Annotated in this window: 19 protein-coding genes; 12 read left to right on the top strand and 7 right to left on the bottom strand. The window is 73.0% G+C overall.

Going from position 1 to position 22,260, the window contains the following annotated elements; genetic code table 11:
• Nucleotides 1-16 precede the first annotated feature (16 nt).
• Together HGA03_RS07455 and HGA03_RS07450 are read left to right on the top strand one after the other, a co-directional pair.
• Nucleotides 17-1,294 carry an LCP family protein gene (locus HGA03_RS07455; RefSeq protein WP_239073624.1) on the top strand — a complete coding sequence of 426 codons (1,278 nt, stop codon included), beginning with the start codon at nt 17-19 and terminating at the stop codon, nt 1,292-1,294.
• A gap of 2 nt (nt 1,295-1,296) precedes the next feature.
• The gene (locus tag HGA03_RS07450) at nt 1,297-2,838 is read left to right on the top strand and encodes an LCP family protein (protein ID WP_345719352.1); all 1,542 of its coding nucleotides are present in this window, start codon (nt 1,297-1,299) and stop codon (nt 2,836-2,838) included.
• Nucleotides 2,839-2,863: 25 nt separating this feature from the next.
• Here the strand turns inward: HGA03_RS07450 and HGA03_RS07445 are convergent, their stop codons facing one another.
• The 3 genes from HGA03_RS07445 to HGA03_RS07435 all read right to left on the bottom strand — a co-directional run bounded on the left by HGA03_RS07445 (nt 2,864) and on the right by HGA03_RS07435 (nt 5,843).
• Nucleotides 2,864-4,072, bottom strand: a complete 1,209-nt coding sequence (locus HGA03_RS07445; protein ID WP_168629628.1) for an acyltransferase family protein — start codon at nt 4,070-4,072, stop codon at nt 2,864-2,866.
• Between the two features lie 74 nt (nt 4,073-4,146).
• Nucleotides 4,147-4,695: a 5-(carboxyamino)imidazole ribonucleotide mutase gene (gene purE, locus HGA03_RS07440; RefSeq protein WP_168629627.1), complete on the bottom strand. Its 549-nt coding sequence runs from the start codon at nt 4,693-4,695 to the stop codon at nt 4,147-4,149.
• Nucleotides 4,692-5,843 carry a 5-(carboxyamino)imidazole ribonucleotide synthase gene (locus HGA03_RS07435; RefSeq protein ID WP_168629626.1) on the bottom strand — a complete coding sequence of 384 codons (1,152 nt, stop codon included), beginning with the start codon at nt 5,841-5,843 and terminating at the stop codon, nt 4,692-4,694. Before HGA03_RS07435 ends, purE begins: the two co-directional genes overlap by 4 nt.
• 87 nt (nt 5,844-5,930) lie before the next feature.
• Here HGA03_RS07435 and HGA03_RS07430 point away from each other — a divergent pair, with 87 nt between their 5' ends.
• Nucleotides 5,931-6,488, top strand: coding sequence for a GtrA family protein (locus HGA03_RS07430; RefSeq protein ID WP_168629625.1), 558 nt, complete (start codon nt 5,931-5,933; stop codon nt 6,486-6,488).
• A gap of 4 nt (nt 6,489-6,492) precedes the next feature.
• Here HGA03_RS07430 and HGA03_RS07425 read toward each other — a convergent pair whose 3' ends face one another.
• Both HGA03_RS07425 and HGA03_RS07420 read right to left on the bottom strand, forming a co-directional pair.
• Nucleotides 6,493-7,815 carry an ATP-binding protein gene (locus tag HGA03_RS07425; RefSeq protein ID WP_168629624.1) on the bottom strand — a complete coding sequence of 441 codons (1,323 nt, stop codon included), beginning with the start codon at nt 7,813-7,815 and terminating at the stop codon, nt 6,493-6,495.
• A gap of 3 nt (nt 7,816-7,818) precedes the next feature.
• Complete coding sequence (locus HGA03_RS07420) at nt 7,819-8,511, bottom strand: response regulator transcription factor (protein WP_168629623.1); 693 nt, start codon at nt 8,509-8,511, stop codon at nt 7,819-7,821.
• A gap of 163 nt (nt 8,512-8,674) precedes the next feature.
• Here HGA03_RS07420 and HGA03_RS07415 point away from each other — a divergent pair, with 163 nt between their 5' ends.
• The 4 genes from HGA03_RS07415 to HGA03_RS07400 all read left to right on the top strand — a co-directional run bounded on the left by HGA03_RS07415 (nt 8,675) and on the right by HGA03_RS07400 (nt 14,335).
• The gene (locus tag HGA03_RS07415; protein WP_239073623.1) at nt 8,675-9,955 is read left to right on the top strand and encodes a sensor histidine kinase; all 1,281 of its coding nucleotides are present in this window, start codon (nt 8,675-8,677) and stop codon (nt 9,953-9,955) included.
• 10 nt (nt 9,956-9,965) lie between these two features.
• Entirely contained in the window at nt 9,966-10,679 is a 714-nt protein-coding gene (locus HGA03_RS07410; protein WP_168629622.1) for a response regulator, read from the top strand.
• Between the two features lie 144 nt (nt 10,680-10,823).
• Nucleotides 10,824-11,621: an ABC transporter ATP-binding protein gene (locus HGA03_RS07405; protein WP_168629621.1), complete on the top strand. Its 798-nt coding sequence runs from the start codon at nt 10,824-10,826 to the stop codon at nt 11,619-11,621.
• Nucleotides 11,621-14,335 carry an ABC transporter permease gene (locus tag HGA03_RS07400; protein ID WP_168629620.1) on the top strand — a complete coding sequence of 905 codons (2,715 nt, stop codon included), beginning with the start codon at nt 11,621-11,623 and terminating at the stop codon, nt 14,333-14,335. The genes HGA03_RS07405 and HGA03_RS07400 overlap by 1 nt, the downstream gene beginning before the upstream one ends.
• A gap of 69 nt (nt 14,336-14,404) precedes the next feature.
• Here the strand turns inward: HGA03_RS07400 and HGA03_RS07395 are convergent, their stop codons facing one another.
• Complete coding sequence (locus tag HGA03_RS07395; RefSeq protein ID WP_239073622.1) at nt 14,405-14,812, bottom strand: hypothetical protein; 408 nt, start codon at nt 14,810-14,812, stop codon at nt 14,405-14,407.
• A 388-nt stretch (nt 14,813-15,200) separates the two neighbouring features.
• Between HGA03_RS07395 and HGA03_RS07390 the strand changes: the two genes are divergently transcribed.
• Complete coding sequence (locus HGA03_RS07390) at nt 15,201-15,449, top strand: WhiB family transcriptional regulator (protein WP_168629619.1); 249 nt, start codon at nt 15,201-15,203, stop codon at nt 15,447-15,449.
• A 910-nt stretch (nt 15,450-16,359) separates the two neighbouring features.
• On the opposite strand, the gene HGA03_RS07385 is transcribed toward HGA03_RS07390, so the two are convergent.
• Nucleotides 16,360-17,847 carry a sensor histidine kinase gene (locus tag HGA03_RS07385; RefSeq protein ID WP_239073621.1) on the bottom strand — a complete coding sequence of 496 codons (1,488 nt, stop codon included), beginning with the start codon at nt 17,845-17,847 and terminating at the stop codon, nt 16,360-16,362.
• A 101-nt stretch (nt 17,848-17,948) separates the two neighbouring features.
• On the opposite strand from HGA03_RS07385, the gene HGA03_RS07380 reads away from it, so the two are divergent.
• The 4 genes from HGA03_RS07380 (at nt 17,949) to HGA03_RS07365 (ending at nt 22,131) form a co-directional block, all read left to right on the top strand.
• Nucleotides 17,949-18,452 carry a DUF2505 domain-containing protein gene (locus HGA03_RS07380; protein ID WP_168629617.1) on the top strand — a complete coding sequence of 168 codons (504 nt, stop codon included), beginning with the start codon at nt 17,949-17,951 and terminating at the stop codon, nt 18,450-18,452.
• Nucleotides 18,453-18,743: 291 nt separating this feature from the next.
• Entirely contained in the window at nt 18,744-20,006 is a 1,263-nt protein-coding gene (locus HGA03_RS07375) for an ABC transporter substrate-binding protein (protein WP_168629616.1), read from the top strand.
• An 89-nt stretch (nt 20,007-20,095) separates the two neighbouring features.
• Nucleotides 20,096-21,220 carry a carbohydrate ABC transporter permease gene (locus tag HGA03_RS07370; protein ID WP_168629615.1) on the top strand — a complete coding sequence of 375 codons (1,125 nt, stop codon included), beginning with the start codon at nt 20,096-20,098 and terminating at the stop codon, nt 21,218-21,220.
• A complete protein-coding gene (locus tag HGA03_RS07365; protein WP_168629614.1) occupies nt 21,217-22,131 on the top strand; it encodes a carbohydrate ABC transporter permease in 915 nt (304 codons plus the stop codon). The genes HGA03_RS07370 and HGA03_RS07365 overlap by 4 nt, the downstream gene beginning before the upstream one ends.
• Nucleotides 22,132-22,260: the final 129 nt, after the last annotated feature.

Below are 22,260 nucleotides of genomic sequence, written 5' to 3'. Positions count from 1 at the left end.
TTCTATGCTCATCCGCGTGACAAATCGCCACGCCCTGCCCGCACGCCCGCGCGCCGTCCGCCACGGCCGGTTCCGGCGCAGCCACCACGTGCTGCGCGGCGTCGCACTGACCGCGGTCGGGCTGATGGCCTTCGGGATCTCCGGCGCGGCCGCGCTCTACCAGCAGTTCAACGGGAACATCGCCAGCTCGGACGTGGGCGACCTGGTCACCACGCTGCCGCAGCCCACGAAGACCGATGACAGCCCGGCGGACCCGAATGCCGGCCAGCCGGTGAACCTCCTGCTGCTGGGCTCGGACGAGCGCGACGGGGAGAACGAGGCGATCGGTGGGTTCGCCGACGGCATGCGCTCGGACACCTCGATCGTGGCGCACATCTCCGCCGACCGGACCCGGGTGGAGCTGATCTCGATCCCCCGCGACTCCCTGGTCGACATCCCGTCCTGCACGATGAGCGACGGCAGCACCACCCGCGCCCAGTCGAACGCGATGTTCAACTCCGCGTTCTCGATCGGCGCGGACAACGGTGGCGACATCGCCTCCGCGGCGGCCTGCACCTGGAACACCGTGCAGACCAACACCGGGGTGCCGATCAACCACTTCGTGGTGGTGGACTTCGCCGGGTTCACGAACATGATCGACGCCATCGGTGGCGTGGAGATGTGCATCCCGAACGACATGTCCGCCCCGAAGGCTGGCCTGTACCTGAGCGCCGGCAACCAGCGGCTGGACGGCACCCAGGCACTCGCCTTCGCCCGGGCCCGCACCGGCGTCGGGGTCGGCGACGGTTCGGACACCAACCGGCTCGGCCGCCAGCAGGAACTGCTGGCCGCGGTGATGCGTGAGCTGCTGACCAAGAACCTGCTCACCGACGTGACCCAGCTGATCCGGTTCCTGGACCAGGCGACCGCCTCCCTGTCGGTGGACAGCGGATTCTCCTCGATCTCCGACATGGCCGCCCTCGCCTACAGCCTGCGCGGCATCAGCAGTGACAACATCTCCTTCATGACGATTCCGTTCGCTGCGGCGCCGAGCGACCCCAACCGCGTGGTGTGGACCAGTGACGCGGACACCATCTGGGACAACATCGCCAACGACCGGCCGATGACCACCGGCCTGGAGGCGGACGACGCGACCGCGGACACCGGCGACACCACCGGCGACGCCGGGACCACCGACCCCGCTGCCCCGGCCGACACGCCGACCGCCGACCCGAGCACCCCGGCGCCGCAGCAGACCCGCGAGGCCGGCAAGGAGACGTTCACCGCGAACGACGTCACCGCGGTCTGCGGCTGATCGTGGCACGCCGACCCGACGAACCCTCCGCGCAGGACCGCAGCGTCCCGCCCAGCTTCTCCCCGTCCGACAGCGGCCGGCGGCCGACCACCGACGGCGCCACCCCGGTGGGGTCCGGCGGTGCGGGTGCTGCCCGCCCCGCGCGCCCGGCCACGCCCTCGCGGGTGAGCGGGCGGCGTCCGGCGATGCCCCCGGCCGACGGCGCACGACGCACCGGCGCCGGGCAGGCCAGGCCCTCGTCCGACTCCGCCGAGGCCCGGACCCCGCGCCGGCCCGCACCCGGCGAACCCGCCGCGATCCCGCCGCGCTCCGGCGCCACCCGCGACCCCGGCCGCCCCGGCGCCCGCACCTCCGCCCGGGCCGGTGGCTCCGCGGTGCCGGTCGCCGCGGCTCCCGGGCGCACCTCCGGTTCCTCCGGCTCTGCCGCCGATGACCCGGCCGACGGTGGCACCCGGGTGATGCCCGCCGCCGCCGGCCGCCGCAGCACCCCGGCCGGTCCGGGCCGCCCGGGCCAGGGCCGCACCACCACCGGCACCCCGGCCCGCCCGGAGCCCGCCGACGTCGCCCCGCGCGCTCCCCGCCGCCGGACCGGCCGCCGGATCGCGCTGACCCTGGTGCTGCTGCTCATCCTGGTGATCGCCTGGCCGGTGGGCCTGGCGGTCTGGGCGAACGGGAAGATCCAGCACGTCGACGCGCTGTCCGGTGCGGCGAACACCCCGGGCGAGACCTACCTGCTGACCGGGTCGGACTCCCGGGAGGACGGGGCGATCGAGGACCCGGACACCGTGGGCGCCCGTACCGACACGATCCTGTTGCTGCACGTGCCCGAGTCCGGCCCGTCGGCGCTGATCTCGCTCCCCCGCGACACCTACGTCGACATCCCCGGGTTCCAAGCCGGGAAGCTGAACGCGGCGTTCTCCTGGGGCGGTGCGCCGCTGCTGGTCGAGACCGTCGAGGAGCTGACCGGGCTGACGGTGGACCACTACGTGGAGATCGGCTTCGCCGGGGTCGAGGGCGTGGTGGACGCGGTCGGCGGCGTCGAACTCTGCCTGGACGACTCGGTGCTGACCTTCCCGGTGCAGGACACCAACTCCGGCCTGTTCTGGGACGCCCCGGGCTGCAAGACCGTGGACGGGGTGACCGCCCTGGCCTTCGCCCGGATGCGCTACTCCGACCCGACCGGTGACATCGGCCGTGGCCAGCGCCAGCGCCAGCTGATCAGTGCGGTGACCCACGCGGTCGCCACCCCGGCGACCGTGCTCAACCCCGGTCGCCAGGTCTCGCTGGTCAACGCCGGGACCGCCGCGCTCACCACCAGCGAGGGCACCGACATCGTCGACATGGCCAAGCTCGCGCTGGCGTTCCGATCGGCGGGTGGCGAGGGCGGCATCACCGGCACCCCGCCGATCGCGGACCTGGACTACCGCCCGGGCGGTGTCGGGTCGACTGTGCTGCTGGACCCGGACCAGACGCCGACCTTCTTCGCACAGATCCGGGACGGGGAGCTGGAACCCGGCGTGTACGGCGGCGTGCCCACCTCCTGACCTGCGCCGGCGCACCGGCCGCGGCTCAGCGGACCAGACCGGCCCCGGACCACTGCCGCGCCCCGCGCCAGGCGGCCGCCACCTCGTCCTGCAGCCGGGTGCACCCGCGGGTGGTGGCCCGTCGCAGCCGCGGCCCGAACGGGCGCTCAATGAACCGGTGCACCAGCCAGGCAAGCGCCAGGGACAGCGCGATCGCGGCGGTGAGCACCGCCCACACCGGCAGCCGGTCGTGCAGCAGGTGGATCGTCCACAGCCCCCAGTACTCGTGCAGCAGGTACAGCGGGTAGGTCAGCGCCCCGGCGGTGGTCAGCCCGGACCAGGTCCACCGGTTCAGCGGGGTCAGCGCGACCACCGCCACCAGGGCGACGCAGGCCAGCAGCGCCAGGGTCAGGCCCAGTGCCGTGGGCGGATCGACCGAGTTCCGGCCCAGGGAGTGCATCCGGGACGGCACCAGCGCCCACACCACCAGCGCGGCGTTCCCGGCGACGATCAGCCAGGGCAGCACCGCGTGGCCGGTGCGGTGGATCACGTACAGCGCCATCCCGGCGGCGAACAGCGGCGCGTACGGCGCCACCAGCCAGATCACCCCGTGCTGCCAGCCCAGGACCCGGGCGGCCAGGGCGGCCAGCGGCCACAGCGCGGCGAAGGCGAGCACCCGGCGCCGGGTGATCCCGATCGCGGCGAACACCGCGATCAGCAGGTAGAACCGCAGCTCCACCCAGAGCGTCCAGTACACCCCGTCCACGTGGCCGACATCCACCAGCGACTGCAGCAGGGTCAGGTTCACCAGCACCTGCCCGCCGGTGATCTCCTTGCCCGGCCAGATCGCCAGCAGCAGGAAGCCGGTGGCCAGCACCGCCACCCAGTAGCCGGGGTACAGCCGCCCGACCCGGGAGCCGATGATGTCCGGCACCGACCGGCCCCAGGCGGTCATCAGGATCACGAACCCGCTGATCACGAAGAACAGCTCCGGCCCGAGCGACAGGTAGGTCGCCGTCGGTGCCAGGGCGGGTGCCACCTCGGCCAGATCGCGTCCCCAGGCGGCGGTGTCCCGGGCCACGAAGTGGTACAGCAGCACCCCGGCGGCGGCCAGGAAGCGCAGCCCGTCCAGTGCGGCCAACCGGCCGGGACGGCGCGGCGCCCCGGCGGTCGCGGGGGCCGGGACCCGGGACAGCGAGCCGGTCAGGGCGGCGGCGTCCCGGGTAGGGGCAAGGGTCGTCGACGGTGCACTCACCGTCTCGACGCTAAGTCGACTCCCGCGATCCGGCTCGTCGAGAGACCGGGCTCCGGTGGATCAGAACCGGACCTTCACAACGCGCCGAAGCCGATCGACGGACCGGTGCCGCCACCACCGTGCCGGGCGCGCAGCTTCTCCCCCTTGGCGTCCGCCTGGGCCCTCAGGTCCTCCTGGAACCGGGCCATCGCGGCGGCGACCCGCTCGGCGTCCTCATCGGTGCCGGAGCCGATGATCCGGGCGGCCAGCAGCCCCGCGTTGCGCGCGCCACCGATCGACACCGTCGCCACCGGCACCCCGGCCGGCATCTGCACGATGGACAGCAGCGAGTCCAGGCCGTCCAGCCGGGCCAGCGGCACCGGCACCCCGATCACCGGCAGCGGGGTCACCGCGGCCAGCATCCCGGGCAAGTGTGCCGCTCCCCCGGCCCCGGCCACGATCACCCGCAGCCCGCGGGCGGCGGCGGTGCGGCCGTAGTCGACCATCTTGTCCGGCTGCCGGTGCGCGGAGACCACGTCCACCTCCACCGGCAGGTCGAACTCGGCCAGCGCCTGGGCCGCGTCGGCCATCACCGGCCAGTCCGAGTCCGAGCCCATCACGATGCCGACCAGGGGCTGGTTCATGCCGTCTCCTCCTCGCCGCGGATCAGCGCCGCGGCCACCCGGGCGCGCTCGCGCACCGCGGTCAGGTCGTCCCCGGTCACGGTCACGTGGCCGAGCTTGCGGCCCGGGCGGACCGCCTTGCCGTACAGGTGCACCTTCACCTGCGGGTCGATCAGCGGCAGGGCGTCGGTCAGCGACTCCCGGGCGCTGCCGAGCACGTTCACCATCACGGTCCAGGGCGCCCGGGCCTCGGTGGCGCCCAGCGGCAGGTCGAGTACGGCGCGCAGGTGCTGCTCGAACTGGCTGGTGACCGCGCCGTCGATGGTCCAGTGCCCGGAGTTGTGCGGCCGCATCGCCAGCTCGTTCACCAGCAGGCCGCCGTCCGGCAGCTCGAACAGCTCCACCGCCAACACCCCGGTCACGCCGAGGCCCTCGGCGACCGTGCGGCCGATCCGGTCCGCCTCCGCGGCGGTCGCCGGGTCCAGGCCCGGGGCGGGGGCGGTCACCTCGGCGCACACCCCGTCACGCTGCACCGACTCCACCACCGGCCAGGTGCGGACCTCGCCGGAGGGCGTGCGGGCCACCAGCACGGCCAGCTCGCGGGTGAACGGCACCAGCTCCTCGGCCAGCAGCGGGGCACCGGTGCCGGCCGCCGCGGCGGAGAACCAGTCGGCGGCCTCGGCGGCGTCCCGGACCACCCGGACCCCCTTGCCGTCGTAGCCGCCGCGGGCCGTCTTGACCACCGCGGCACGTTCGCCGGGCGCGGCGTCCAGGAACCGGTCCAGGTCGGCGGCCGAGTCCAGGGCGGCCCAGCGCGGGCAGGGCACGCCGAGGGCGGTCAGCCGGGTGCGCATCACGATCTTGTCCTGGGCGTGCACCAGGGCGTCGGGTCCGGGGTGCACCGGCACCCCACGCCGGCCGAGTTCGGTCAGCAGGGCGTTCGGCACGTGCTCGTGCTCGAAGGTCAGGACCGCGGCACCGGAGACCAGCCGTTCCACCGCTACCGGGTCGCCGGCCTCGCCCACCGGGGCGTCGACCACCACCTGCGCCGCGGAGGACACCGCGTCCTCGACCAGCACCCGCAGATGCAGGCCCAGCGCGGTCGCCGCGGGCGCCATCATCCGGGCGAGTTGCCCACCACCGACCACTGCCACCACGGGAGCTGCCACGTCGCAGCACCTTAATCGATGGTCCGCACGGGCGAGCACCCGTCCATCGCTGAGCGTGTTTTCAGGTTCCGGCGCTACCGTGGCCCGATGACCTCCGGTTCACCGACAGTGCTCGACCGCGCCTCCGGGCCGCGGACGCTCCGGGACCGGTGGAACACCTCGCTGCGGTCCCGGGCGGTCGAGCTGATCCGGTTCGGTTCGGTGGGGTCGGTCGCCTTCGTGGTGGACATGGGCACCTACAACCTGCTCCGGTTCGGGCCGGTCGCCCTGTTCAGCGAGAAGCCGATCACCGCCCGGGTGGTCGCGGTGCTGATCTCGACCGTGGTGTCCTGGCTGGGCAGCCGGTACTGGACCTTCGCCGACCGGCGCTCGACCCGGCACGGCCGGGAGTTCGCGCTGTTCGGCGCGATCAACGTGGTCGGCATCGCGATCACGGTCGGCGCGCTGGCGTTCTCGCACTACGTGCTGGGGCTGTCCGGACCGCTGTCGGACAACATCGCCAACGTGATCGGCATCGCCCTGGGCACGATCGTGCGCTACCTGGGCTACAAGGCCTTCGTCTTCACCGGCACCGCCACGCTGCCGACCCAGCTCGCGGAGCTCGGGCACCAGGCCCAGGAGCCGGAGCCCGGCCGGGAGCGCTGAGGGCTCAGCGCCGGCGGCGCGGCCGTTCGGCCCGGGGCGAGATGGCGGCCCCGCGGGGCAGCACCACATCCGGGTCCATCGCCTTCGGCACCCCGGTCAGGAACAGCGCGAACACCGCCGGACGGCGCTGGGCCAGTTCCAGCCGCGCCCCGTCCCCGGCCGCCAGATCCCGGGCCAGGGCCAGGCCCAGCCCGGTGCCGCGGCCACTGGTGACCTCCCGCTCGAAGATCCGCGGCGCCAGCTCGTCGTCCACGCCCTCGCCCTGGTCGGCGACCTCCAGCACCACCGCCCGGGACGCGCCCTCCCGGGACCGCACCGTGGTGGTACCGCCGCCGTGCCGGAGCGAGTTCTCGATCAGGGTGGCCAGTACCTGCGCCAGCCCACCGGGGGTGGCAAGCACCTGGGCGCTCGGATCGACCTCGATCACCAGCTCCCGGCCCTCCGCCTCGAAGGTGGGCCGCCACTCCTCCTCCTGCTGGTGCACCACGTCCAGCAGCCGGATCGCCTCGGTGGTGCCGCCCTGCGCCCGCCGGGAGTTGGTCAGCAGGTCGTCCACCACGGTGACCAGGCGCTCGACCTGCTCCAGCGAGATCCGGGCCTCCTCACGCACCGCCTCGTCGTCGGTGGCGAGCATGATCTCCTCCAACCGCATGGACAGCGCGGTCAGCGGGGTGCGCAGCTGGTGGGACGCATCGGAGGCGAACTGCCGTTCCGCGGCCAGCCGGCCGGCCATCCGGTCCGCCGAGCGGGCGAGCTCGGCGGCGACCAGGTCGATCTCCTCCACGCCTGAGGGCTTGAGCTGGGGCCGGACCTGGCCGGAGCCCAGTTGCTCGGCGGAGGCGGCCAGGTACACCAGCGGCGCGGCCAGCCGGTTCGCCTGCCAGATCGCCATCGCGATCCCGGCGGCGAAGGCCACCAGGGCGGCCGCCACCACCAGCCCGACCACCCGGCCGCTGAGCAGGAACAGGTCCCACCACTCGGCGTACAGGGTGACCCGGGCCCCGCTGGCCGAGGTCTCGGTCACCGTCTCCGGGCGTGAGGGCACCTCCGGGCCGGCCTGGAACCGCGCGCCCTCCTCGGTGACCACGTAGATGGACACGGCGGTGCCGTCGCGTTCGACGTAGGGCTCCAGCATCGCGTCGGACAGCGGGGTGCCCTCCGCGAGCCGGCTGTCGATCATCCGCGCGACATCACTGGCCCGGGTCTGCAGCTGCGAGACCTCGGTCTCCCGGATGTACTGCGCGCCGATGAACGCCAGCGGGAAGCCGAGCAGCACCACCGCCACGGTCACGGCCGCGATGGTGGCCTGGAGGACGCGGCGACGCACGGGTCAGCCCCGCTGGCCCTCTCCGGTCTCGAACCGGAAGCCCATCCCGCGCACGGTGCTGATGTAGCGCGGCGAGCTGGCGTCGTCGCCGAGCTTGCGGCGCAGCCAGGACACGTGCATGTCCAGGGTCTTGGTCGACCCGGTCGGGTCGGAGCCCCACACCTCGCGCATCAGGGTCTCGCGGGCCACCACGGTGCCCACCGAGCCGACCAGCACCCGGAGCAGGTCGAACTCCTTGGCGGTCAGGTGCAGCTCGCGCTCGCCCTGGAAGGCCCGGTGCGCGGCGACATCCACCCGGACGTCCTGGCCGCGGAGTTCCTCCTCCTCGGCCGGGTCCTGCCCGGTGCGCCGCAGCAGCGCCCGGACCCGGGCCAGCAGCTCGGCCAGCCGGAACGGCTTGGTCACGTAGTCGTCGGCGCCCGCGTCCAGGCCGACCACCAGGTCGACCTCGTCCGCCCGGGCGGTGAGCACCAGCACCGGGGTGGTCAGCCCCTGGTTCCGGATCGCGCGGGCCACGTCCAGGCCGTCCATGTCGGGCAGGCCGAGGTCCAGCACGACCAGATCGGCCTCGGACGCCCGGTCGATGGCACCCTGTCCGGTGCCCTGGACGCGCACGTCGTAGCCCTCGCGGGTCAGCGCACGCGCCAAAGGCTCGGCAATCGCGGGATCGTCCTCAGCCAGCAGCACCTGGGTCATTCCGCCATGTTAGGTCACGGAAGGGTCGAGGACACGGCGGGATCGGGCATGGATTCGGTCGAATCCCGGTGAACGGCTCCGATCGCGGTCCGACGGCGGTCGCAGCAGGGGTCCGACCACGGGTGCACGCGCCGGTCGGCGGCCGCTGCCTAGGCTGGTCGGCGTGAGCTGGTGGGAGCGCGTGACGCAGTGGCAGGAGCGCCACGGATTCGCCATCGACCTGGTGCTGGTGGGCGTGACCGCGCCCATGGTGATCGCGCTGGGCGGGGCGTTCCGGGGGAGCTGGGCCGACGCCGCGCTGGCCGCCGGGCTGTGGCTGCCACTGGGCTGGCGGCGCCGCGCCCCGGTGATCTCGGTGGTGCTGGTGTTCACCGCCGGCCTGCTCTGCCTGCCGCTGAACGGACCGGTGTTCTTCCCCGGAACCCCCGCGGTGCTGATCGCGCTGTACTCGGTCACCGTCTTCGGGCCGGTGTGGGCGCACCGCACCGCGATCATCTCCAGCGTGGTCGGCTGCGTGCTGTTCGGCCTGGGCAATGGCGTCAGCGTGCTGGGTGCCGGCTGGGGCAGCCTGGAACAGGCGGCCGGCGTCGTGGTGCTGATGGCCGGCTTCAGTGGTGCGCTGTGCGTCGCCACCTGGGCGTTCGCCCTGACCCGGCGGTCCCGGCGGGAGTTGATCGCCACCCTGCGCGACCGGGCCGAGCGGCTGGAGATCGAACGCGACCAGCAGGCCACCATCGCCGCGGCCGCCGAGCGCACCCGGATCGCCCGGGAGATGCACGACATCGTCGCCCACTCGCTGTCCGTGGTGGTCGCCCAGGCCGACGGGGGCCGCTACGCCGCCGCCGCGGACCCGGACGCCGCCGTACGGTCGCTGACCACCATCGCCGAGACCGGCCGGGCCGCCCTGGCCGACATGCGCCGGCTGCTCGGGGTGCTGCGCGAGCCCCCGGAGCCCCGCACCGGCGCCGTCCCGGTGGTCGGCGCGTCCGCGGAGACCCCGACCCTGGCGCCGTCCACCCCGCAGCCGGCCGAACACGACCTGGAACACCTGGTCGAGCAGGTGCGCGCCAGCGGCGTCCGGGCCTCGATGGTCCGGATGGGCACCGCCCGGCGGCTGCCGCCCGGGATGGGCCTGACGGTGTACCGGATCTGCCAGGAGGCGTTGACCAACGTGCTCAAGCACGCCGGCCCCTCCCCCACCGTCACCGTGCTGGTGCAGTGGGGGCCGCGGTCGCTGGTGGTGGAGATCGCCGACGACGGGCGGGGTGCGGCCGCCGACTCCGACGGCCTGGGCCACGGGCTGCTCGGGATGCGGGAGCGGGCGGCGATGTTCGGCGGCACGGTCAGCACCGGGCCGCGTCCGGGTGGCGGTTTCCGGGTCCGCGCGGAACTTCCGCTGCCCGGCGGCACCGGCGGCGCGGTGACCAGCGAGCCCGCCGCCTAGGCTGGGCGACATGAGCGAGACGATCCGGGTCGGTCTGGTGGACGACCAGCAGCTGGTGCGCGCCGGGTTCCGGCTGGTGATCGACTCCCAGCCCGACCTGGAGGTGGTGCTGGAGGCCGGCGACGGCGACCAGGCGGTGCGCGCCCTGGTGCCCGGCACCCCCCAGTCGCGCAGCATCGGCCCGGTGGACGTGGTCCTGATGGATGTCCGGATGCCGCAGTTGGACGGGCTGAGCGCCACCGCCCGGATCATCGAGTCCGCCACCCCCGAGCAGCCCGCGCCCAAGATCATCGTGCTGACCACCTTCGACCTGGACGAGTACGTGATGAGCGCGATCCGGGCCGGGGCCAGCGGGTTCCTGCTGAAGGACGCCCCGCCGGAGGACATGCTGCAGGCGATCCGCACCGTGCACTCCGGGGACGCGGTGATCGCGCCCAGCTCCACCCGCCGGCTGCTGGAGCACCTGGTGACCGCCCTGCCGCCCGAGCAGCCCGAGGCGGGCGCCGCCCACGAGGCCCTGGCGACGCTGACCGACCGCGAGCGCGAGGTCCTGGTGCTGATGGCCCGGGGCCGGTCCAACACCGAGATCGGCGCCGAGCTGTACGTCGCCGAGGCCACCGTGAAGACCCACGTCGGCCGGGTGCTGGCCAAGCTCGGTGCCCGGGACCGGGTCCAGGCGGTGGTGGTCGCCTACGAGACCGGCCTGATCGTCCCCGGCAGCTGATCCCCCACCCCGGTCGGGCCGCGACGAGGGCCGGGTCAGACCCCGGGATGACATCGGTTCCGGACCGGGGGCTGACGACCGCGGGGCCGGCCGCTCCGTAGCGTCGGTGACGACAGTTCGACCTTCGTCACCAGGAGCACTTCCGTGGACACCACCGCCATCGCCCCACCGGTCCCGCAGACCGACCCGCGTCCCGCCGTGCGGGCCCGTGCGCTCACCAAGGTCTACGGCACCGGCGCCGCCCAGGTGCACGCGCTGGCCGGGGTGGACGTCGACTTCGCCGCCGGAGAGTTCACGGCGATCATGGGCCCGTCGGGGTCGGGCAAGTCGACCCTGATGCACGTGCTGGCCGGGCTGGACGCCGCGAGCTCGGGTGCCGCCTACCTCGGCGAGACCGACGTCACCACGCTCGACGACGACGCGCTCACCCGGCTGCGCCGCGACCGGGTCGGCTTCGTCTTCCAGTCCTTCAACCTGCTGCCGATGTTCACCGCCGAGCAGAACATCCTGCTGCCGCTGGAACTGGCCGGTGCCAAAGCCGACCGGCAGTGGTTCGACACCCTGGTGCAGACCCTCGGACTCGGTGAGCGGCTCAGCCACCGGCCCTCCGAGCTGTCGGGCGGGCAGCAGCAGCGGGTCGCGATCGCCCGCGCCCTGATCGCCAAGCCCGAGGTGATCTTCGCCGACGAGCCGACCGGCAACCTGGACTCCCGGTCCGGCGCCGAGGTGCTGTCCTTCCTGCGCCGCTCGGTCCGCGAGCTCGGCCGCACGATCATCATGGTCACCCACGACCCGGCCGCCGCGGCCTACGCCGACCGGGTGGTGCTGCTGGCCGACGGCCGGATCGCCGGGGACATCCAGGACCCGACCCCCGAGGCGGTGCTGACCGGCCTGGACGCCCTGCGCCAGCTGGAGACCACGACCCCCGGGGCGGGTGCCTGATGTTCCGGCTCACCCTGGCGCAGATGCGCCGCAGCATCGGCCGCCTGACCGCGGCCGGTATCGCGGTGCTGATCGGCACCGCGTTCGTGGCCGCCACCCTGCTGGCCGGCGACGCGATCCGGGCGATCAGCACCGACTCGATCACCGCGTCCTTCGGGCAGGCGGACCTGGTCGCGAAGGCCGGTGTCCCGCTGACCGACGACCAACTGCACGACCTGCGCGCGGTGCCCGGCGTCGCGGCGGTCGACCCGATGGTCCAGGCGTACGGCATCGAGCTCCGCAAGGGCGACACCGGCGTCAGCCAGGTGGTCATCCCGGTGCCGAGCTCGACCCAGCTGCAGTCCCAGGTGGTCACCGACGGCGCGCTGCCGACCACGGACGGCCAGATCTCGCTGCCCGAGGAGACCGCGGACCGGCTCGGGGTCGGCGTGGGCGACACGGTCACCGTGCACTACTGGGGGTGGAGCACCGCCGCCGCGGACGCGACCGAGGGAACGGACCCCGCCGCGGGGACCGAGGCCACCGCCGGCGCCGGCGACGGCGCGACCGAGGATGACGACGCGAGCTCCGTCCCGGAGGTGCTGAGCGTGCCCCGGGAGGCCGAGGCCACCGTGGTCGCCCTGACCGACGACCCGAACTCCGCCTGGGCCTCGGTGGGTGGCGCCGCCGAGGCGACCCTGCACGACACCCTGGTCTGGGGCAGCTCCACCGAGTACGCCGAGGACGGTGCGCCGGTACTGGCCGAGTCCTCGACCACCTGGCTGACCCTCGCGCTGCGGGACGACGCCGACCAGGCCCAGGTCCGCGAGGACGTGCTCCGCATCCTGGAGGAGGGCGATCTGGCCGCGGGCACCTCGCCGAACTCCGGGGTGTACACCCGCGAGGAGGCCGCCGAGCTCAGCCTGGGCAGTGACGGCGGGGTGGGCCCGATCATGGCGGTGGTGCTGTCCTTCGCCGCGATCGCCCTGGTGGTCGCCGGACTGGTGATCGCGAACACCTTCCAGGTGCTGGTCGCCCAGCGCACCCGCACCCTCGCCCTGCTGCGCTGCGTCGGCGCGGTCCGGAGCCAGATCCGGCGCTCGGTGCTGCTGGAGGCGGCAATCCTCGGGCTGGTGTCGTCGGTGGCCGGCCTGCTGGTCGGCACCGGCCTGGTCCAGATCACGCTCTGGGTGCTCGGCCGGACCGACCTGCCGTTCCCGGTGCCCTCCTCGGTGCACCTGACCGCACTCAGCCTGCTGGTGCCGCTGGTGGTCGGGGTACTGGTCACCGTGCTGGCCGCGCTCACCCCGGCCCGGGTGGCGACCCGGGTGGCGCCGATCGCGGCCCTGCGCCCGGTGGACGCCCCGGCGGTGCGCAGCCGGGCCGGGCGGGTCCGCCTGGTACTGGCCTTGCTGCTGATCATCGGCGGCGTGGCGATGCTGGGCGGTGGCGTGGCGATCGTGGTGATCACCCAACAGCTGGCCGGCCTGGGGCTGTCGATCCTGGGCGGTGCGGTGTCCTTCATCGGACTGCTGGTCAGCGCCACGTTCTGGATGCCGAAGGTGGTCGCCGGAGTGGGCAACCTGGTCGGGCGCCTGGGGATGCCCGCCCGGCTCGCCGCCGCCAACACCGGCCGCAACCCGGCCCGGACCGCGGCGACCAGCACCGCCCTGCTGATCGGCGTCACCCTGGTGGCGATGATGAGCACCGGAGCGGTCACCGCCCGGACCACCCTGGATCACGAGCTGGACAACCGGTACCCGGTGGACCTGACGGTCGGTGGCGCGGTGTCCTTCACGGAGCAGGGCGAGACCGAGTACACCGCCCTGCCCGCCGGCGCGGTGGACCGGATCGCGGCGGTCGACGGCGTGCGCACCGTCGCCGGGCTGCCCTCGCAGGATCTGACCCTCACCCCGTCCGGCAGCACCGACGAGCTGATGTACCAGACGCTGGCCCTGTCCACCGAGCAGGCCGCCGACCTGGTCCGCGACCCGGACCTCGCCGCGGCGATCGCCGACGACACGGTCGTGATCCCGCAGGCGCTGGCCCAGAACATGGTCGAGGACGGCGACACGGTCACCCTCGGCTCCGGCGGCACCAGCGTGCAGCGCACCGCCAAGGTCCTGCCGCTGGACGACTGGACCATGCTGATCACGCCCTCGACCGCCGGAGAGCTCGGCTTCAGCACCGAGCCCGCGGTGGCCTGGATCGGACTGGACGACGTCTACAACTCCGGCGACGCCGTGCAGGACATCCAGAGCCTGTACCCCGACAGCGCCCTGCCGGTCACCGGTGCGGCGGTGGAGCGGGCGACGTACCAGCGTGCGATCGACACCGTGCTCGCGGTGGTGATCGGCCTACTGGCGGTGGCGGTGGTGATCGCCCTGGTCGGCGTGACGAACACGCTGTCGCTGTCGGTGATCGAGCGCCGGCGGGAGTCCGCCACCCTGCGGGCCCTGGGGCTGACCCGGCGCCAGCTGCGGGCCTCGCTCGCGATCGAGGGTGCCTTGATCGCCGGGGTCGGTGCGGTGGTCGGCACGCTGCTCGGCCTGGTCTACGGCTGGGCCGGGGTCGCCTCGGTGCTGTCGGTGGTCGGGACGGTCAACCTCGCGGTGCCGTGGTCCGATCTGGGCCTGGTGCTCGGGATCGCCCTGGCCGCCGGGGTGCTCGCCTCGGTGGTGCCGTCCCGGTCCGCCGCCCGCACGCCCCCGGTGGCGGCGCTGGCCGAGGCCTGATCGCACACCGGACGCCCCGGTCGGACACCCGTCCGGCCGGGGCGTCCGGCTGTCCGGCGCCCCGGACCGTCAGGACGTGGCGGGCAGCGTCCAGGCGACCACGGGCTTGAGCAGCAGGGCCACCGCGGAACCGGCGGCGAGCAGCAGCACCAGCACGGTCCAGCCGCTGGCCTCCACCCCCATCCAGCCCAGCGCGAGCACGATCAGCAGGATCTGCCAGAACATCACCGGCGAGCGGGCCCACCGCGCTCCCCCGCGCCACAGACTCCGGGCGGCGGCAACCAGCACCACGGCGACCAGCGCGGCCATCACCGCCATGAACGCCAGCGGCCCCGGCAGCTCACTGCCCCGCACCAGGAACACCACCGAGGCGACCGCGGCCACCGCGAGAGCGGCCACCTCCACCAGCAGCAGGGCGCAGAGCACGACGACGGCGGTGGGGCGGGTGGCGGGAGCGGCCGCGGGCTGATCGGTCACGGGGGCGACCCTACGCCGCGACCGGGACCGGGGTCCCGGGTGAGTGCCCGCCCGGGATGCCGCAGCCGTCGGCCAATCAGGACCAAAGTCCCACCCCTCGGACATCACGGATCCGGATTGGTGTCGACCGGTCATCGCGGGGTAGCGTTCCTGTCAAGGCGTTGTTGAGTCACACAGCTGTGACCGACGCCTCAATGGTTACGCGCCAGAAACATCCGCGTAACCCCTTGTGCGCTGCATATCTCCCATGTGACTCTTGTTGCAGCAGTAATCCCGAGCACCGACGCTCACGCCCCCCACGCATTCGAGTCGTGAGTCGGTCGTGTTCGTTGGTGCCAGCCGCCCGCCCCCTAGAGGCGGCTCCCCCTGTCCTGAGGAGAGTTCGAAGATGGATTGGCGCCACCGTGCCGCGTGTCTGACCGAGGACCCGGAGCTGTTCTTCCCGATCGGTAACACCGGCCCCGCCCTGCTGCAGATCGAGGAGGCGAAGGCCGTCTGCCGCCGTTGCGACGTGGTCGACACCTGCCTGAAGTGGGCGCTGGAGTCCGGCCAGGACGCCGGTGTCTGGGGCGGGCTGTCCGAGGACGAGCGCCGTGCGCTGAAGCGCCGCACCGCCCGCCAGCGCCGCGCCAGCTGACTTCCCCGCTCACGCGGATCCGATGCCCGCCATCCCCCCGGGGTGGCGGGCATCGCGCTGTCCGGGCGCCTCCCGGGTGGCAGGCATCGCACTGTCCAGACCCCTCCCGGGTGGCAGGCACCGCGCCGACCAGGCCCCTCCCGGGTGGCAGGCATCGCGCCGACCAGGCCCCTCCCGGGTGGCAGGCACCGCGCCATCCGGCCTCCTCCCGGGCGGCAGGCGTCGCTGTCCCCCCGGGCCGCCGGGCCACGCCCGGACGGACCGCCCCGTGCCGTGCCCGGCCGAGCCTTCCCCACCCGGCCAGGCCTCCGCCCCGGCCCGCCACCCGTCCCCGTCGCGCCGAGAGTGCACGTATGCACGCCTCCCGGCCCCGGAAGCGTGCATTCGTGCAACCTCGAGGAGAGAGTTGGGCCGTCCGCGCCCGCCCCGGACGACTACCCGCCGCCGAACTCGACACTCCGGCACCGACTGCGGCAGCCGGGCTCACGAACTCGGCGCGGAACTGACGAACTCGCCGTGAGACCCGCGCGCGGTGGCACGGGCGCACTGCCGACGAACTCGGCGCAGAGGCGCCGATCTCGCGCGGAGTCAGCGCTGGCACCCGGAGCGGCGGTGCCCTTGGGCCCATCCCCGCGCCCGCCGCGCCAGTTCGGCACTCCCGCTGCGACTGCGGCTACCGGGCCGACGAACTCGGCGCAGGACTGACGAACTCGCCAAGGGAGGGACGACGGGCGGAGGGCCGGGGCGCTCCGAGGGCCGGGCGTTCCGAGGGCCGGGAATCCGCCGAGGACCGGCGAACACGGGCGCCGGGCGGGCAGCGGACGGGCGCCGAGCGCGTGGCTGGGCGCCGGGCGCGCGGCGGGCAGGCGGCGGGCGGGCTCGAGGCCCGCAGGCGACCGCCCGCGCGGGATCAGGCGACCGTGTTCGCCTCGCGGCCGGGGGCGCGGAGCACCGCGCGGAGGGTCACCTCGGTGCCGCCGCCCTCGCGCGGGGCCCAGTCGATGGCGCCGCGCAGCTCGTTGGTGACCAGGGTGGACACGATGGTGGTGCCCAGTCCGGTGCCCGCCCCGGCTCCGGCGGGGATGCCGGCACCGTCGTCGGCGACCGTGACCACCAGCTCGTCGGCCCGGCGGTCGGCGCTGATCTCGACCGTGCCGGACTCCCGGCCGGCCAGTCCGTGTTCGACGGCGTTGGTGACCAGCTCGGTGAGGACCAGGGCCAGCGCGGTCGCATCCTCGGCGGAGACCGCGCCGAACGAGCCCTGCACCACGGTGCGGACACTGGCCCCGGCGGAGGCGACGTCGGCGGCCAGGCGCAGGCTCCGGCCGACCAGGTCGTCGAACTGCACGGTCTCGTCCAGGGTCTGGGACAGCGTCTCGTGCACCAGGGCGATCGTGGCGACCCGGCGCATGGCCTCCTCCAGGGCGGCGCGCGCCTCGGGGACGTCCATCCGGCGGGCCTGCAGCCGGAGCAGCGCGGCGACGGTCTGCAGGTTGTTCTTCACCCGGTGGTGGATCTCCCGGATGGTCGCGTCCTTGGTGATCAGCTCCCGCTCGCGGCGGCGCAGTTCGGAGACGTCGCGGCAGAGCAGCACCGCACCGATCCGCTCCTTGCCCTCGGACAGCGGCACCGCCCGCAGCGAGAGGGCCACGCCGTGCGCCTCGATGTCGGTGCGCCAGGGCGCGCGGCCGGTGAGCACCAGCGGCATGGACTCGTCAACCTGGGAGTGTTGCTGTTCGACCAGGTCGGCGACCACCTCGACCAGCGCCCGGCCGACCAGGTCGTCCATCGCGCCGAGCCGGTGGAAGCAGCTCAGGGCGTTCGGGCTGGCGTAGAGCACCTCGCCCTCGGAGTTGAGCCGGATCAGTCCGTCGCCGACCCGGGGGGCGCCGCGGCGCGGACCGGTGGCGGCGTCCGGCAGCGGGAATTCGCCCCGCACGATCATGCCCATCAGGTCGTCGGCGGCCTCGACGTAGTTCAGCTCCAGCCGGCTGGGGGTGCGCACGCCGCCGAGGTTGGTCTGGCGCGCGATTACGGCGATCGCCCGGCCGTCCCGGACCACCGGCACCGCCTCCTCGCGCACGGCGTAGGAGCCGAACCAGCGCGGCTCGCGGGAGCGCTGGGCGCGCATCTCGGTCAGCGAGCGGTGCAGCTGGCCGCGCTGGCCCTCCGGCGGGTGGGAGCCCACCACGTCGTCGTAGTGCACGGTGGCGCCGGTGCTGGGCCGGCACTGGGCGATCGCGACGAAGTCGCCGTCCCGGGTCGGCAGCCACAGCACCAGGTCGGCGAAGGCCAGGTCGGAGATGACCTGCCAGTCGCCGACCAGCAGGTGCAGCCACTCCAGGTCGGCGGCCTCGAGGTCGCTGTGCCGCTGGACGATCTCGCTGAGGGTGGACACCGCACCAGGGTAGGCGGCGCGCGGCCGGTGCCGGGCGTGCTGTCCGTCCCCCGGGCTAGAGTCGGTCACATCGCGCACCGCCGTCATGAGGAGCCTTTGCCGTGCACCTGCAGGTCCCGCTCGCGCTCGACACCGACGCCGTCACCGCCGGCCGGATGCTGGCCGACCCGGTGTACGTCCGTGCCAAGGTGCTGGCCGGTGGCGGCGAGGTGCTGCACGTGGATGTCACCCCCGGGGAGAACGGCGCGTTCACGGTCACCACCCGCCGGGCACTGCCCACCGACCTGATCCCGAGCCAGGCCCGCGCGTTCATCGGCGACCGGCTGGAGGTCCGCCAGGCGGAGGCCTGGGAGGGCCCGGACGACGACGGTGGCCGCCGCGGCACGGTGGCGGTGGAGATCGCCGGAGCGCCGGTGCGGCTGACCGGCACGGTGGCGCTGATCCCGGAGGGCGAGCGCTCCCGGGTGGTCTACGACGGCGACCTCAAGGCGAGCGTCCCGCTGTTCGGCGCGATGGTCGAGGAGGCCGCCGCGAAGGCGGTCCGCAGTGCGCTGCAGGCCGAGGAGGCCGTGGCCGCCGAGTGGGTCCGCCAGGCCGGCGCCTGACCGGTCAGCCACCCATAACGATTCCGTAACACGACATCGATTCACAACTCTCTGACCAGCACTTCTACGCGGTGGGACCGCTTCCATCACCCCGTTGCCACCCGCGCGGCTTGACACTGTCCCGCCGTTCGGACGAGAGTCGGCGACACGCCGTGGGAACGCTCCCGCAGTTTCTTGGGAACGCTTCCACGACCGGGCATCGACGCCTCCTCGGGCGTCGTACTTCAACGGCGATGACGCCGTTCGACCGACAAGGGAGTCCCAGTGCGCCGAAGCACGAGAACCACCTGGATGGCCATCGCCGGAGCCACCTCCGTCGCCCTGCTCGCCACCGCCTGCTCCTCCGGCGGGTCCGGCGACGGCGAGAGCAGCGATGGCAAGATCACGCTGACCGTCTCCACCTTCAACGAGTGGGGTTACGACGACCTGCTCGACGAGTACATGGAGCTCAACCCCGACATCACGGTCGTGCACGACAAGGCCGCGACCTCGGACGAGGCCCGGGAGAAGTTCAACACCGGGATGGCCTCCGGCTCCGGTCTGGCCGACGTCGCCGGCGTCGAGGTCGACTGGATGCCCGAGATCATGCAGTACGCGGACCAGTTCACCGACCTGACCTCCGACTCGGTCGAGGGCCGCTGGCAGGACTGGAAGGTCGCCCAGGCCACCACCCAGGACGGCAAGCTGCTCGGCTACGGCACCGACATCGGCCCGGAGGCCATCGCCTACCGCGCCGACCTGTTCGAGGCGGCCGGCCTGCCCAGCGACCCGGAGTCGGTGGCCGAGCTGTTCGGCGGCGAGGACTCCAGCTGGGACGACTTCTACTCCGTGGGTGAGCAGTTCACCGCCGCGGGCACGGGCGTGCCGTTCTACGACGCGTCGTCCACCATCTACCAGGGCCAGATCAACCAGGTCGAGGAGTCCTACGAGGACCCCGAGACCAACGACATCATCGCCCTGGACAACCCCGAGGTGAAGGACATCTACGAGGGCGTCCTGGCGCACTCCGACCTGTCCGCCGGCCTGAGCCAGTGGTCCGAGGACTGGGTCGCCGCGTTCCAGAACGACGGCTTCGCCGTGATGCTGGCGCCGTCCTGGATGCTCGGTGTGATCGAGGGCAACGCCGCCGGTGTCGAGGGCTGGGACATCGCCAACGTCTTCCCCGGCGGCGGCGGCAACTGGGGCGGGTCCTTCCTGACCGTCCCGGCGCAGTCGGAGCACCCGGAGGAGGCCAAGGCGCTGGCCGACTGGCTGACCGCCCCGGAGCAGCAGATCAAGGCGTTCCAGACCACCGGTAACTACCCGAGCCAGGTCGAGGCGCAGAACTCCGACGAGCTGAAGAACACCACCAACGAGTTCTTCAACGACGCCCCGATCGGTGAGATCTTCGCCGAGCAGGCCGACCGCATCTCGGTGAACCCCTACAAGGGCCCGAACTACTTCGCGATCAACTCCGCGATGGCCGACGCGATCAACCGCGTGACCGTCGACAAGACCGACGACGCTGCCTCCTCCTGGAAGCAGTTCGAGGACGCGGTGAACGCTCTGGGCTGATCCGGCCCGATCGGAGTGGCCCGCCGGCCGACCGCCGGCGGGCCACTCCTCCTCCCCGTCGTTCCCACTCGTTCCGCGAAGGACCCTTCATGGCCACCTCGACCGCTGCGCAGCCGGTGACACCCGGCAGCGTCGACGACCCCCGCCCGCCGCGGAAGATCGGCTTCCGGCAGCAGCTCGGCAAGTGGGACGTCAAGCTCTCCCCCTACCTGTACATCTCCCCGTTCTTCATCCTGTTCGCCGTCGTCGGCCTGTTCCCGCTGCTGTATACCGCGTGGGTGTCGGTGCACGAGTGGAGCCTGCTGGGCGGCCAGGGCGAGTTCATCGGGCTGGAGAACTTCCAGTTCATCCTGGGCCAGCCCAACTTCTGGAAGGCCCTGGGCAACACCTTCAGCATCTTCGTGCTGTCGACCGTGCCCCAGATGATCGCGGCCCTGATCATCGCGGCGATGCTGGACGCGAACCTGCGCGCCAAGACGTTCTGGCGGATGGGCGTTCTGCTCCCCTACGTGGTGGCCCCGGTGGCCGTCGCGCTGATCTTCTCCAAGCTGTTCGCGGACGGCTCCGGCGTGATCAACACCCTGCTCGGCCAGATCGGCATCGACCCGATCGGCTGGCACTCGCAGTCGCTGCCCTCGCACATCGCGATCGCGACCATGGTCAACTTCCGCTGGACCGGCTACAACGCGCTGATCTTCCTGGCTGCGATGCAGGCCGTCCCGCGCGACCTCTACGAGGCGGCCACCATCGACGGTGCCGCCCGCTGGCGTCAGTTCCGGTCGATCACGATCCCGATGCTGCGCCCCACGGTCATCTTCGTGGTGATCACCTCGACCATCGGTGGCCTGCAGATCTACGACGAGCCCCGGATGTTCGACCAGGCCGGCAAGGGCGGATCCAGCGGCCAGTGGCTGACCCTGACCCTCTACCTGCGTGACCTGGGCTGGCGGACCAACAACCTGGGCCGCGCGGCCGCGGTCGCCTGGCTGCTGTTCCTGGTGATCATCGTGTTCGCGATCCTCAACTTCACGCTGACCCGGTTGATTTCGTCCAGCGGGACGAACAAGAAGAAGAAGCCGAAGGTCCCGGCCGGCGGCACGCCCGCCGCGATCCCCGCGGCACCGAGCCCGGCGACCACCCCGGTGGCCGACCCCGTGCTCGAACCCGGGTCCGGCTCCGACACCGACGGCACCAGCGGAAGGACCGCGCGATGAGCACCTCGATCCCCATGCTCGAGCAGAGCGCCGGGCGGGGCGCCGCCCGGGCCGCGGCCCGCAAGCGCAAGCAGACCCAGACCTCCGAGGGCCGCCGCGCCGGTTGGGTGACCTACGCGATCCTCACCATCGTGGTGCTGGGTTCGGCATACCCGCTGTACTACGCCCTGCAGCTGGCCAGCTCCACCGCCAGCGAGATCGCGCAGAACCCGATCCCGGGCATCGGCCTGGGCGGCAACCTGCTGGAGAACCTGCAGCGGGTGATGGACGCCAACATCAACCTGCCCAAGGCGTTCGTGAACTCGGTGATCGTCGCCGTGGTCACCTCCGCCTCGGTGGTGCTGTTCTCCACCCTGGCAGGGTTCTCCTTCGCCAAGCTGCGGTTCCGCGGCCGGGGCCCGCTGCTGGTGTTCGTGATCGCCACCATGGCGGTGCCGACCCAGCTCGGTGTGGTCCCGCTGTTCATCGTGATGCGCGAACTCGGCCTGGTCGGGAACCTGCTCGCGGTGATCCTGCCGGGCCTGGTGACCGCCTTCGGAGTGTTCTGGATGACCCAGTATCTGGAGTCGGCGCTGCCCTACGAGCTGATCGAGGCCGCCCGGGTGGACGGCGCGTCGATGATCCGGACGTTCTGGCACGTGGCCCTGCCCGCCGCGCGCCCGGCCGCCGCGATGCTGGCGCTGTTCACCTTCATCGGGTCCTGGACCAACTTCTTCTGGCCGTCCATCGTGCTGGGCACCCAGAACCCGACCCTGCCGGTGGCGTTGCAGCTGCTGCAGGCGTCCTTCTTCAAGGACATGTCGCTGATCATGGCCGGTGTCGTGATCTCGGTGATCCCGCTGCTGGTGCTGTTCGTGATCGCCGGCCGCCAGCTGGTCGCCGGAATCATGGCGGGGGCCGTCAAGGGCTGACGCTAGGCTTCGCGCGGGGCCGGATGTACCTCCCCGGCCCCGCGCGGGGGCCCGCGTATTCCACTGCTGCGTCGCCGTCGACGACGTGAGCACCACCAGCAGAGGGGGACCACTGTGGTCGACCAGGCA

This window comes from Cellulomonas denverensis (genome assembly GCF_012396125.1).
GTDB classification, from domain to species: domain Bacteria; phylum Actinomycetota; class Actinomycetes; order Actinomycetales; family Cellulomonadaceae; genus Cellulomonas; species Cellulomonas denverensis.
Note: the sequence above shows the minus strand (reverse complement) of the source record. Positions and strands in the feature narration are given on the sequence as shown.